The 12713-nt window shown below is 39.2% G+C and carries 12 protein-coding genes; 2 read left to right on the top strand and 10 right to left on the bottom strand.

What is annotated here, in order from left to right; all coding sequences use genetic code 11:
• Positions 1-173: 173 nt before the first annotated feature.
• From H0185_RS24545 to H0185_RS22210, 6 genes are all read right to left on the bottom strand, one after another.
• Positions 174-1211 carry an alpha/beta hydrolase gene (locus H0185_RS24545; protein ID WP_221875696.1) on the bottom strand — a complete coding sequence of 346 codons (1038 nt, stop codon included), beginning with the start codon at positions 1209-1211 and terminating at the stop codon, positions 174-176.
• Positions 1212-1297: 86 nt separating this feature from the next.
• The gene (locus H0185_RS22230) at positions 1298-2044 is read right to left on the bottom strand and encodes a flavodoxin family protein (RefSeq protein ID WP_221875695.1); all 747 of its coding nucleotides are present in this window, start codon (positions 2042-2044) and stop codon (positions 1298-1300) included.
• 40 nt (positions 2045-2084) lie between these two features.
• On the bottom strand, positions 2085-2771 hold the full coding sequence (locus tag H0185_RS22225; RefSeq protein ID WP_221875694.1) for a DUF4405 domain-containing protein: 687 nt from the start codon (positions 2769-2771) through the stop codon (positions 2085-2087).
• A gap of 81 nt (positions 2772-2852) precedes the next feature.
• Positions 2853-3641 (bottom strand): cytochrome P460 family protein, encoded by a 789-nt coding sequence (locus H0185_RS22220; RefSeq protein WP_221875693.1) that lies wholly within the window; start codon positions 3639-3641, stop codon positions 2853-2855.
• A 287-nt stretch (positions 3642-3928) separates the two neighbouring features.
• The gene (locus H0185_RS22215; RefSeq protein ID WP_221875692.1) at positions 3929-4780 is read right to left on the bottom strand and encodes an aldo/keto reductase; all 852 of its coding nucleotides are present in this window, start codon (positions 4778-4780) and stop codon (positions 3929-3931) included.
• A 27-nt stretch (positions 4781-4807) separates the two neighbouring features.
• On the bottom strand, positions 4808-5791 hold the full coding sequence (locus H0185_RS22210) for an aldo/keto reductase (protein WP_221875691.1): 984 nt from the start codon (positions 5789-5791) through the stop codon (positions 4808-4810).
• Positions 5792-5986: 195 nt separating this feature from the next.
• Here H0185_RS22210 and H0185_RS22205 point away from each other — a divergent pair, with 195 nt between their 5' ends.
• Positions 5987-6904 (top strand): AraC family transcriptional regulator, encoded by a 918-nt coding sequence (locus H0185_RS22205; RefSeq protein WP_221875690.1) that lies wholly within the window; start codon positions 5987-5989, stop codon positions 6902-6904.
• A gap of 350 nt (positions 6905-7254) precedes the next feature.
• On the opposite strand, the gene H0185_RS22200 is transcribed toward H0185_RS22205, so the two are convergent.
• The 4 genes from H0185_RS22200 to H0185_RS22185 form a co-directional block, all read right to left on the bottom strand.
• Complete coding sequence (locus H0185_RS22200; protein WP_221875689.1) at positions 7255-8688, bottom strand: MDR family MFS transporter; 1434 nt, start codon at positions 8686-8688, stop codon at positions 7255-7257.
• 76 nt (positions 8689-8764) lie between these two features.
• Positions 8765-10102 (bottom strand): NtaA/DmoA family FMN-dependent monooxygenase, encoded by a 1338-nt coding sequence (locus H0185_RS22195; RefSeq protein ID WP_221875688.1) that lies wholly within the window; start codon positions 10100-10102, stop codon positions 8765-8767.
• Between the two features lie 196 nt (positions 10103-10298).
• A complete protein-coding gene (locus H0185_RS22190; protein WP_221875687.1) occupies positions 10299-10727 on the bottom strand; it encodes a MarR family winged helix-turn-helix transcriptional regulator in 429 nt (142 codons plus the stop codon).
• Positions 10728-11144: 417 nt separating this feature from the next.
• On the bottom strand, positions 11145-11504 hold the full coding sequence (locus tag H0185_RS22185) for a winged helix-turn-helix transcriptional regulator (RefSeq protein WP_221875724.1): 360 nt from the start codon (positions 11502-11504) through the stop codon (positions 11145-11147).
• Positions 11505-11718: 214 nt separating this feature from the next.
• On the opposite strand from H0185_RS22185, the gene H0185_RS22180 reads away from it, so the two are divergent.
• Positions 11719-12465, top strand: coding sequence for an NADPH-dependent F420 reductase (locus H0185_RS22180; RefSeq protein ID WP_221875686.1), 747 nt, complete (start codon positions 11719-11721; stop codon positions 12463-12465).
• Positions 12466-12713 lie beyond the last annotated feature (248 nt).

Here is a 12713-nt window from a genome sequence, read left to right as displayed (position 1 = left end):
TTCAGGATCAACTCCTTCTGAAAATTCCCCTTTTCTACTACTCATTTACTTCTTAGATAACAGCAATCTATACTTAATCCTCCAAAAAAGGCACCTCCAATTGTAATAACAAAAAGACAATTGGAAGTACCCGTTCAATTAAAGATCATCTCATTAAATATAGTAGACTTATATCAAGTTGACTTCATATGTTTTTCCCAGAACTCAATAGCTTGATTGATCCACCCCTCAGCATCTGTTCCAATTCCTAGTCCAAACCCATGCCCCGCTTTCTTAAACGGGATATATTCAACATCAATCCCAGCATTTCTTAAATTAGCTACTCTTCTTTCAACTACATCAATATCTACAATTCTATCGTCCTCGCTTACAGTTACAAAAGTGGGAGGATCATTTTCAGTAAAAGCTGTATGTGCTGTATATGCCATAACTACGGTATTCGGCCGAATGAATCCTTCCCTATTAAAAGAGCCAGCATTAGCTGCCATTCTTGCACCAGCAGAGCTTCCCCATACTGAATAATTCTCAACAGAAACTTCAAGATCCTCGGCATTTTTTACAATGTAAGAAATTGCTGAAATTAAATCCTCCGTAGCGATCTGTTCTCCACCAACTCGATACTTTAGTACAAAAGCATTATATCCACGATTGCTTAACTCTAAAGCGTATGGGAACCCTTCATGTAGAGAACCTACGTAGGAAAAACCACCACCAGGACTTATAATAGCCAATGGTGCGCCAGGATTCCCTCTAAAAAAGAAAAGTCCTGTATCCTTCCTAGAGCTAACCTGTTGTTTTTGTTCATCAGTATAAAAATCATAAAAAACTTTTTGATTCTTATTCACTTTATCTATCATATAGTTAAGAGATTCAACCACTGTTTCTGGATCGACATGGCTATGAAATGGCAACAATGTACCAATATTGTGAAGTGGCATATCTTTTTCATAGGAACGGTCATTCCATGGCATGATATGTTTCTCAAAACCTTGAAATGCTGGATGCTCCAGTAAGTCCCCAACAGAATCATTGATTGTCAGGTGTTCATTTGCTTCTTTCTCTTCTTCATTTAGCGTTGACTCAATTGGTTCCTTATCATTGAAAGGAGCACCAGAATTAGTTGTTCCTTCCTCCTGGCAACCTACAATAGCTACCGCAAAAAACAATAGGATAGATAAAGCAATTAAATTTTTTACTCTTATTCGGAACACCTCCCATTAGAATGAATCGATTCGTTAAAATCATTCTCTAACAGCTATGAAGTGTAAATTCATTGTTTACTAGGCTTCATGCAAATCTAATTTACCCTTTGTGACTGATGCTCATTGAGCCATGTAGTTACTTGATCCTGGTTATCCAATAAATCTTCATCTTGAATACTGAAACTAGTGGCGACACTTGCATCCGGTGCGAGTTCCTCAATACGTTCGATCGTATTGCCCTCACCATACCCAGCATTGGTTGAGAAGGGATAAATCGTTTTTCCTGACAAATTAGAACCATGACCCATTAAAAAAGAGATCATAGGATTAGATAAAGTCATTGCCCAGGTTTGGTACCCTAAATAGACAGTATCATATTGGGATAAATCCGGAATGTCTGTATTAATCTTAGGATATTCTTGATTATCTCTTTCTTCGTTCGCTCGTTCTACTGCTTGTCTATAATCTGAAGGATATGGGTCGGTAACGGTTAATTCAAGCATATCTCCACCGACTTCGTTGTAGATCATTCTCGCTAGATTTTGGGTGTTACCTGATCTTGAAAAATAGATGATAATACTATTAGCATCATCTGAAATCATTCGTGTGGGCGCTTCTTGTGCATTCGTGTCCTCTCCATCTGATTCTGCTCCACGACCATACTCGGTGTCTTCAATTGGTAATGTAGAATCTTGAGTTTCTGAGCCAGTTTCAGATTTGTCATTTGTTGAACTTGATGGAGTTTCACTAGGTTCATTGGTTTCACTAGGTTCACTATTTTGACAGCCAACTAGAATGAAACTAAAAGCTAACCCAACTGATAAGATTGCTCGCTTTATCATACTCACTTCCTTTTGCGGTATCCCTTTTCTAACCTTTAGATCACTTCTTGCTCGTCTTCTCCTTTTTCTTCCTTTGAACAAATTTAAGCACATAATGAGTACCACCTATATAAATTCCCATGATGGCTAGATGATCGATTAAAAATCTAAGAGCGGAATCATCTGTACCCCAACCAAATGGATTATAAATCGTTAACTTGTAACTCATCTCTCTATCAAAAGAAGCCTGTACACCGTAAACAACAATCATTACTGCAATAAAACGTAAGATAATGGTGCGGATACGGTTAGTGTGTGTGATCCCACCCATCTTCCCTACTGCATTGATAATTGTTATCCACGACATTCCTATATGTACGGCCATCAAGATAAATGCCCAATAGGATGTCAAAACATGTATTTCTCTCCATACCATGTCGTTATTGACTGGTATAAAAGGGAATAAATCGCTAGAAATTGGGAAGGAGCTTATGATTATGGTTACCATAGACATAAGAAAAAGCAAATTGACCGTAATGCTTAAAACACGACGGATATTGTATTTTCCTTTAGTGATTGCCTTATACCATCTTCTATTCAAAATATTATGAACAACAAATAAAAGAAATAGGATAACCCCGATTACTTCATGAATGGTATTCCCAGTAATCTGATAAGCCATTGCCACTAACATCAGAATGGTCATGGTTAAATCAATAACCAATCTAATTGCTATATTTTGATTCAACTGTTTCATCCTTTGCTTATTTTTATTAGGTACATGAGTTGTCGTTTAACTTTCATTGAATAAAAATCTTATTCCTCAAATCTATCCGTTTTTCAACTGCTTGAGATGCAATGTCAATAGAACATTTTTTATTATTTCACCTTTTTCCTGACCTTCTAATACAATACTCTCCTTACTATTCACATCATTGGAAGGCGAGTGATCTAAGTGAGCTGCTACCTCTCTTATCTCCCATTCATCTGTAGAGACACCTGAGATTTGAGATTCTTTATTACTTTCAATTAATCCGGCAACCTCATCAAGGTCAAAACTCTTCATTTCTTCCAGCTTATATAGAAAATCGTCTCTCTCTTGATTTGCGTGACAAGACATACAGCGACCAAGATCTTCCTCTTCATTTACAGTTCCGTTAGGAGTGAAGTTCTGAAAAGCCCATTCTCCATTATGCTGTTCATCCAACAGTTGTGGGTCCAGGTCTGCGTCCTTTTTCATCACAAAGATTCGGTCAAGTTCATCATTCTCGTAAATGACAAGGGTAATGACAGAACCATTTGGAATTGGTTCCCCATTCTGCACTGCTTCAATCGTTTCCTCACTCGTGAAAAATTCCTCATAAGCGCTTCCTCTTGTCAATGTATTGTAAAGAACTCCATCTCTGTAATCTTCAGGAAATTGAATTATACTAGAACCGTCTTCCACAGGATTCTCTTGGGAAGTATCCTCCGATGGCTCTTGCTGTGCATTAGGATCATTTTGTGAAACATCATTAGTCGATTCCTGTTGGGTAGAATTATCATTATTGTTACTGCAAGCAATAAGGGTAATAGACATCACCAGCAATATAAAAATCCCAAATAATATTTTTTTCACACTATTCCTCCTCTAGATTTCAATACGACTCCAAGACCAACAACTAGGTATAATCATGACTGGAATCAAAACCTTTATTTGATAATTTAAAAAAATACAAACATACCATTAAACAACTTATCAATATTATGCAACAGTATAAATAACGTCTGGTATCACAATCGTATCGAATGATTGCCTAATCTTGTCACAGTCACTTACATAACAAGTAATTGGCTAAATAATAAGAAAAAAGTCGATGTTCCAAGTAGGAAATCGACTTTTCCTTGTTCATATGAAAACTAGTATTAAATCTCAAGCTTACGGGTACCAATCCACTTCACCATTTCAGGATCCCTGTGTGAAAAGAATAAGCTCTCTTTCGTATCTAACGTGGCGATTTGGTCCATATCCTCTTGGCTTAATTCAAAGTCAAAGATATTAAAGTTTTCGATGATTCTTTCCTTACGGACAGACTTTGGAATCGCAACGACTCCTCTTTGTGTAAGCCAACGTAAAACCACCTGAGCAACGGATTTATTATACTTTTCAGCTATGGACATCAGCGTTTCGTTCTGGAACATGTTATTTTTCCCTTCCGCAAATGGTCCCCAGGACTCTATCTGAACATTGTTCTCTTTCATGAAGGCATGACTTTCTATTTGTTGGTTGAAAACATGTGTTTCAACTTGGTTAACCGCAGGAACAACTTCATTATGAATGATTAAATCAATCAGGCGGTCTGGATGGAAGTTACTCACTCCAATCGCCTTGATTTTTCCTTGCGCATACAGTTCTTCCATTGCTCGCCAAGAACCATGTACATCTCCAAATGGCTGATGGATTAAATACAAATCCAAATAGTCCAATTGAAGCCTCTTCATTGACTTTGCAACTGCCTTCTTTGTGCCCTCGTAACCTGTATCCTGAACCCAAAGTTTCGTGGTAATAAACAATTCTTCTCTAGGAACACCACTCCGCTTGATTGCTCGGCCAACTGCTTCTTCATTTAGATAAGAGGCAGCAGTATCGATTAGACGATATCCTGCCATAATCGCATCATAAACAGCTTGTTCACATTCACTTTCATCTTGAATCTGAAAAACCCCAAAGCCTAGAATTGGCATTTCAACACCATTATTTAACGTTACATTTTGCATATAAGATCCTCCTGTTTTCATATATAATTATTTACCTACCCTGCTTGCATATTTCTCTGGATAGCGATCTCCCGAAATCTCAATTTTTGATAAGGCAGCATTCAAGTCAATGATTTCCTCAGGTCTCAGTTCAATATCAGCTGCCTCAAGATTTTCTTCTAGACGATTCAATTTCCGAGTACCTGGAATTGGAACAACCCAAGGCTTCTGGACAAGTACCCACGCAAGTGCAATTTGAGCGGGCGTTGCGTCTTTTTCTATTGCCATCTTTTTTACTAGGTCGACCAATACCTGATTCGCTTCTAAATTATCAGGTTTAAAGCGAGGAACAACGCTACGGAAATCAGAGCTACTGAAAGTTGCATCTTTTTTAATTTTTCCAGTAAGGAATCCCTTGCCCAATGGACTGAAAGGAACAAACCCGATTCCCAACTCTTCAAGGGTAGGAAACAGCTCATTCTCAGGACTTCTCCACATCATCGAATATTCACTTTGAATGGCCGTAAGGGGATGAACCGAGTGTGCACGGCGAATCGTCTCCACCCCTGCTTCAGAAAGTCCCCAATGGTTAATTTTACCTTCCTTGATTAGGTCTTGTATTACTCCGGCAACCTCTTCAATCGGAACACCGGGATCCACCCGATGCTGATAGTAAAGATCAATGGTGTCAACCTGAAGCCGTTTTAGCGACCCTTCAACGGATTGCCTAATACACTCCGGCTTACTGTCGAGAACCTGATTGCCATTTTGTATTTGGATACCAAACTTAGTAGCGATAGCCACTTTCCCCTTGAATGGAGCAAGGGCTTCCCCAACTAATTCCTCATTGACATATGGGCCATATACCTCAGCAGTATCGAAGAAAGTAACCCCACGGTCAATTGCCTCGTGAATAAGCGAAATCATTTCTTTCTTGTCCGAAGCAGGACCGTAACCATAGCTCATCCCCATGCATCCAAGTCCGATGGAGGAAACTTTCAAGTCACTTTTTCCTAAGTTACGTCTTTTCATGTACGATTCAACTCCTTAACACCTATTGTGGAGATGTGAGAATAAAAAACCGTGGCTCCCTTATTATGCAACAAAAAAATTAGAAACTATTATACTAATCCTACTAAATCATTGCCTAATCATCTCATATCGCTTATATTCTGAGGAAATATGTATTAGTATAGAATAAAAGACTTTGACACAAGGAGGTTTTTTATGTCCACACAAGTCGATAAACAGCGAGTTGAACTGACCCAGATTATTGAGAGTCACACAGGTAATGACGGAATTCACCCGACTACTATTCCTTCTTTATCGTTCACTCGTTTCTCTGATTTAATAGGCCCAAGTTACGGAGTCTACAAACCTTCATTATGCATGATCGTTCAAGGTAGGAAGATGGTATTGCTCGCACAGGAGAGCTATGTGTACAGTCCTGCCAATTACCTTGTTGCATCGGTTAACCTACCAATTGCAGGACAAGTTACGGAAGCTTCTCCTGAAGTGCCTTATCTGGCTCTCAAACTGGAATTCACACCCAGTGAAATATTGGAGGTGTTACGTGAATTCGAAATGGGGGTTGATAAGAAGGAAAATGCTAAACGTGGTATGTATGTCAGCGAAATAGAAGCCTCTTTGCTAGATGCGGTAACAAGATTAGTTCGATTACTAGATACTCCGAAAGACATAAAGGTAATTGCTCCTCTTATTATGAAAGAAATCATCTATCGGGTTCTGCAAGGAGAACATGGAGGTATGCTTAAACAGATTGCAATAGAAGGTAGTTCAACCCATCAAATCAGTGATGTAATCCAACATATCATGAACAACTATGAAAAATCGTTAAAGATTGAGGAACTTGCGGAAATAGCTAATATGAGTGTTTCTTCCCTACATCGGCACTTTAAAGAAGTAACCGCAATGAGCCCCATTCAATTCCAGAAACAACTGAGACTACAAGAAGCTCGCAGCTTGTTATTATCTGAGTCATCAGATGCTGCTGATGTTGCATTCCGGGTGGGCTATGATAGTCCATCACAATTCAGTCGTGAATATTCGCGCATGTTTGGTTTGCCACCAAAAGAAGATATTAAGCGTTTGAGAGCTAGTGATGACGAAGCGATAAACGTATAACCCCCTTCCTTCCTTGGGGGTTCTTGTGGTGAAAGGATAATTATCTAGAGAGAGAGAGAATAAGTTAGCGTAACCAACAAATTGTAGGAAGTAAAAACTTATTGATTTGAATTAATCCGGCTTTTGAAGAATCTACCTTAATTGTTGAATACTCTATTTAGATGAACAGTATCGTTGTACTGTGCAATAGCGCTGCTTTCCAATAACAACACTTTTTCAAATAAAAGGATTATATTATGGAAAAAGACATAGAATTTCATCTATGTCACTTAGGTTTCGTAATTAAATACACAGGGTCAACTTATTTATTATTTTCCTAAGTAACCCTGTTGTTGTTATTTATTAAAAAATCAATGTGCCGAATATCGCTCCTCGTGATTGACTACGCGTCGAATGAAGAATGCTAAAATCAAGCCAATTAATGCTATGATCATCGTGAACAAAAACACGTTTTGTGATCCTGCTGTCATCGCTTTTGCTATTTCGTTCAGCATAGTCGGATCTGAGGAGCCGTGCAAGTATTTCTCCATACCACCCGTAAGGATGCTAATTGCTACAGCAATTCCAATCGCGCCTGCCACCTGCTGCAGTGTATTTAAGACTGCCGTGCCGTGCGGGTATAACTCCGGCGGCAATTGATTTAGCCCGTTCGTTTGAGCTGGCATCCATACCATGCCTACACCAACCATGAGACCGATATGCAGTGCCACGATAAATGCCACTGAAGAAGCAGGAGATAGTGAAGTAAACAACCATAACATGACTGAAACGATCACGAGTCCGGGAATAACGAGCCATTTTGGCCCATATTTATCGAACAAATGCCCCATTCGCGGGGAGAGGATACCGTTCAAAGCGCTGCCCGGCAAAAGCATGAGTCCCGCAGTGAACACAGACAACCCTGCACCCGTTTGCAGAAACATCGGCAGAATAATCATACTCGACATAATAATCATCATACATGACAGTACCAGAAGCAGCCCAACGACATACATCGGATACTTGAAAACGCTAAGGTTCATCATCGGATCATTCATTAAGATTTGGCGCAGTACGAACAGCACCAGTGCAACAAGCCCAACAATGATTGAAGTGAGCACAACTACACTGCCCCATCCTTCAGATCCTTCGCCTGCTTTACTGAAACCGAAGACAACTCCTCCAAAGCCAATTGTTGACAGTGCGACAGACAGCAGATCGATCCGGGGCTTCGTTACATCGGTGACATTTTCCAAGTACTTCAGTCCTATCAACAACCCAATAATCAGGAATGGAAACGAGAACCAGAAGATATAATGCCATGTAAAATACTCTATTAATAGACCACCTATGGTAGGACCGGTTGCTGGCGCAAACATGATAACAAGTCCGACAAACCCCATTGCCGCCCCCCGCTTCTCAGGCGGATAGATGACAAGAATGGTATTGAACAAGAGTGGGAGCAACAAGCTCATACCTACTGCCTGTAAAACTCGGGCGAACATTAACATTCCAAAGTTGAACGCCATCGCCGCGATCAATGTACCGACGATTAAGCTGATGAGCGAACCTGTGAAGAGCTGTCTTGTAGTAAACATCTGCAATAACAACCCACTTATTGGCATTAAAATGCCTAGAGTCAACAAGAACCCAGTTGTTAACCACTGTGCAGTTGCGGCCGAAATTTGGAATACTTCCATTAAATTAGTCATTGCAATATTGAGGGCAGTTTCGCTGAACATGCCGACGAAACCGCAGATAAGTAGCGATGCCATAATGGCACGCGTATTGTATTGATTCTTCATTTAATATCTCCTTGTAAATCAACTTAATTAATAATCGTTTATTTTTAGCAAATCATTGTTTGTTGTTATCTAAGCTTTAATTATCTTTCAGCCTGCCGTATTGATAAGGAACTCCCATATTCTCACGTAGTGTTTTTCCTTCATAATCCTTGTGAAACAAACCACGGTCCTGCAAAATTGGGACAACATGTTCCACAAAATCAGCAACACCATCATAGGCTATATCCGGAACAACCGAGAAGCCATCACATGCACCAGCCAAAAACCATTCTTCCAAGAAGTCGGCAACTTGTAAGGGGGTGCCTGCAACTACTGGATGATAGTTAATGACCCCATGCGCAAGAACATCTCGAATGGATAGACCTTTTTGCAGAAGCTCTAAAGCTCTGTGGGAACGTGGATCCATAGGGTTGGCATATGCGTTTTTCAACATGTCAGTTGCTAAAGGTTGATCAATATCTAACGAATTCACCGAAAGTGGTAAACCAACCATTGAACCAAGGTAACTTACCCGACTTGGAATCTCTTCAGGATTAAAACTCATAAGTTGTCTTCGACGTTCTAAACCTTCTTCTTCCGTTGAACCTATGGAAAACATAAAACCTGCATACATCTTGATGTCATCCGGATTTCTGCCAAAACGAGCTGCACTTTGTCGAAGTGCTTGCCTATGTTCACGAGCAGACTCAATGTCATAAGGATTCGCATAGACACCAGAAGCGTACCTCCCCGCTAATTCCAACCCTTCCTGCCCTCCTCCTGCCTGGAAAATAACTGGCTGACCTTGCTCGGAGGGCGGGATTGGCAAAGGACCACGGGATGCATAATATTGCCCTTGAAGATTTATAGGCTGAATTTTGTCCATGTCGGCAAATTTTCCACCTTCTACATCTAACGTCCAAGCGTCTTGTTCCCAACTCCCCCATAATGCTTGGACAATTTGGATGGATTCATGAGCCATACTATATCGTTCTTTGCGGTTGCCAACCCGAGCACCAAAATTTGCTGCAGCTAATGGCTCGGATGTGGTGACCGCATTCCAACCTACACGCCCTTTACTTATCACATCGAGTGCTTTAAACTGACGTGCTATGTTATATGGATAATTGAATGTCGTGGATAGTGTAGCAACAAGACCAATATGTTTCGTTTCTCTAGCTACAGCCATAAGTGCTAACATAGGATCCATAGGAAAACTAGGAGTCTGAGGGCCTAAGTCGACGGTTAATGCTGGGGTATCGGCGATAAAGATCATTTGAAATTTTCCTTTTTCAGCGATTTTAGCTCGCTCTACATAACTATCCGTATTTGTGTAGGCTGCTGGGTCGGTACCAGGCATTCTCCAAGCGCTGAATTCAGCTCCGTATCCAGAAACCATTTGTAACGCTAGCTGCATCTCTTTTCTTTGTTTCATGTATCTCTTCTCCTTTATTTTTAAAATGGCTCCAAGTAACAAGTGGCCGTAGTATATTACAGTAGATTTGAAAGCCAGAAAACATTTAGCTTGCTAACTAATTTAGTGGATTTCATAACTGTTTACGATATAGAACTATTTATATTTAGGTTGCTAAACAAATACTTAGCATGCTAAGTATCAACATAGAGAAAACTTAGAATAAGTTTCTCTCCATGCGCTTCATTAGTTCTCTTAAGATTAAGAGTTCTTCCGGTGAGATTGAATGGAGTAATTTTGCTTGCTGCTGTTTCCATTTGAGATCAACTGGTTCCTCTAATTGTTTGCCCTTGTCCGTTAGATAAATTCGCATAACCCTTGCATCTTGTTCATCACGTTTTCGATATATGAATCCATTTAGCTCCAGCGATTTAACCATATTTGTTACCGTAGGCGGTTCGCATTTCAAATGTTCACATAGTTGCATTTGTGTGATTCCATCACCTAACCACAAACGAGCGAGTAGTTTATCCTGGCCAACATGAAGATTCAGTTCTCTCAGACTTTCGCTGTAATCTCGACGCATTTTAGATGAGATTTTATCTAACGACTCACGAATATCGCATCCAACCTTATTATCGTTCATAGATATGCCTCCACTACTGAATTTTACTTAGCAAGCTAACTTTATCACAGTTAAAATTTAGTTGTCCATCTAACTTAAGAGACCTACTCTCATTTTATCAGGCTGAATTTATCTAGAACAGACGACAAAAGGATGGATCCATGCATCCACATCAACTGTTAAACACTAAATTGTCCTGATTCTGTATAGTACACCGTTTTGCCTATCAACTTGTTAAATGGAGTAATTTTGTTATAGTCACTAGAATAAAACCAATTCTCAATTTTTAAAAGAGGGCAATAAAAGTTGCCATAGTACATTTTTTTGTACCTAATAGCTTGGTTATAACAAAAAAGCTGCCACAATGACAGCCTCGACCTTAAACCATTTAGTTGTGAAATAGGGGTAACTTGTAAACGATGAATGGGAGAGCTTTGGTTAGTCTGCCTGCTCCCCAAACTTCTTCCCGAACTCTTCCATCAAATCAATAATAGGGATTAATTCTTCCCCTTTTGAGGTTAGTGAATACTCTACACGAGGAGGAACCTCTGGAAAAACTTTGCGATTAATTAAACCATCTGTTTCTAGTTCTCGAAGTTGCTTTGTAAGAGAACCTTGTGAAATATCCCATAAAAAGGCTTTAATTTCACTATAGCGACGCTCTTTGGTCTTTAAATACCATAGAATTACATATTTCCAACGTCCGGAGAGGATATTTTGGGTATAAGCAATGCCAAAAAATTCTCTTTGTTCCTTTATACACTCTTTATCAAATCCATCCTTACATATCCTAGACACCATCTTCACCTGCTTTCTACTGTTAAGTACAAAAAAATGTACTACGCCATTTTTTATTGCCTACTTCAAAAAGATGAGAAATGATTTTATTCTAGTATATGTAACAGAAATACTCAATACGTTTTTTTATCTAATATGTTTACCGTTTGATAAACATATGATTGTGTAACTTTAAGCTGAAGAATTCTTTTATATAACTTTAGGAGGAACAATCATGAAATTTGGAATTATAGGTGCTGGACCAATTGGGTCAATTATTTCGAAAAAATTAGTTAAGAATGGACATGATGTCAAAATTGCAGATGCACGAGGAATTGAACGTTTAGAAGGAAAAGAGCTTGCTGGAACAGCTGTACTGGTAGAGGATGCAATTAAAAATATAGAAGTTCTTATAATATCTCTCCCTATAAAGGCACTGCCAAGCATTCGGAACATAATCGATCAAGTCGAGGAGGAAGTAATTATTGTAGATACTTCAAATTATTATCCTTTTAGAGATGGTAAAATTGAAGAAATAGAGAACGGGATGGTCGAAAGTGTTTGGGTTTCAAATCAATTAGGCAGACCTATCATAAAAGCTTTCAACAACTTATTAGCCTATACTTTAGAAAATGAAGGAACATCCGAACATTCTAGTGGAAGAATCGCGATGGCAGTTGCTGGTGATAACCAATCACAAAAACAAGTAGTCATGGACATAGTATCCGATCTAGGCTTCGACGCTGTAGATAGTGGTTCTTTAAGTGACTCTTGGGGACAACAGCCAGGAACTCCTGCATACTGCACAGAACTAACAAAAGATGAACTCACGAAAGCCTTGAAAAAGGCAAATAAAGAAAAAGCACCATTCCAACGGGATAAGGTAATGGAAAGGTTCGGAGAGCTCCTTGCAGAAAAGAAAGAAGTTAAATTTTCACATAAGGATATTGTGAATTTAAACAGAGAAATATACAATTCATAAAAACAAGAGGTGCGCTCATTAGAGCGTACCTTTTTGTATAACACCCTGATTTGCTTAAATATTTTCTTTCATAAAGCCTCTGAATTAGGAATTATTTATTGCACAGTATTTAGTCAAATACGAAAAGACGATCACTTAAATGTAACCGTCTCGTTTGACAGGAAACTTAACAACAGTCTCCTTGTACTACGTAGCAAATAGATCTGTAGTTATTTCGGCTTGATTATTCAACATTAGCTTCTATTGCT

Source organism: Mesobacillus maritimus, from assembly GCF_019749255.1.
In the GTDB taxonomy this organism is placed as follows: domain Bacteria; phylum Bacillota; class Bacilli; order Bacillales; family Cytobacillaceae; genus Mesobacillus_B; species Mesobacillus_B maritimus_A.
This window is presented reverse-complemented; position numbering and strand designations above follow the sequence as displayed.

Excerpts from the sequence above, each read along its gene's own strand:
- H0185_RS22230 (WP_221875695.1), bottom strand. The coding sequence starts at position 2,044 with ATGATAAAGCGAGCAATCTTATCAGTTGGGTTAGCTTTTAGTTTCATT.
- H0185_RS22215 (WP_221875692.1), bottom strand. The coding sequence starts at position 4,780 with ATGCAAAATGTAACGTTAAATAATGGTGTTGAAATGCCAATTCTAGGC.
- H0185_RS22210 (WP_221875691.1), bottom strand. The coding sequence starts at position 5,791 with ATGAAAAGACGTAACTTAGGAAAAAGTGACTTGAAAGTTTCCTCCATC.
- H0185_RS22205 (WP_221875690.1), top strand. The coding sequence starts at position 5,987 with ATGTCCACACAAGTCGATAAACAGCGAGTTGAACTGACCCAGATTATT.
- H0185_RS22200 (WP_221875689.1), bottom strand. The coding sequence starts at position 8,688 with ATGAAGAATCAATACAATACGCGTGCCATTATGGCATCGCTACTTATC.
- H0185_RS22195 (WP_221875688.1), bottom strand. The coding sequence starts at position 10,102 with ATGAAACAAAGAAAAGAGATGCAGCTAGCGTTACAAATGGTTTCTGGA.
- H0185_RS22190 (WP_221875687.1), bottom strand. The coding sequence starts at position 10,727 with ATGAACGATAATAAGGTTGGATGCGATATTCGTGAGTCGTTAGATAAA.
- H0185_RS22180 (WP_221875686.1), top strand. The coding sequence starts at position 11,719 with ATGAAATTTGGAATTATAGGTGCTGGACCAATTGGGTCAATTATTTCG.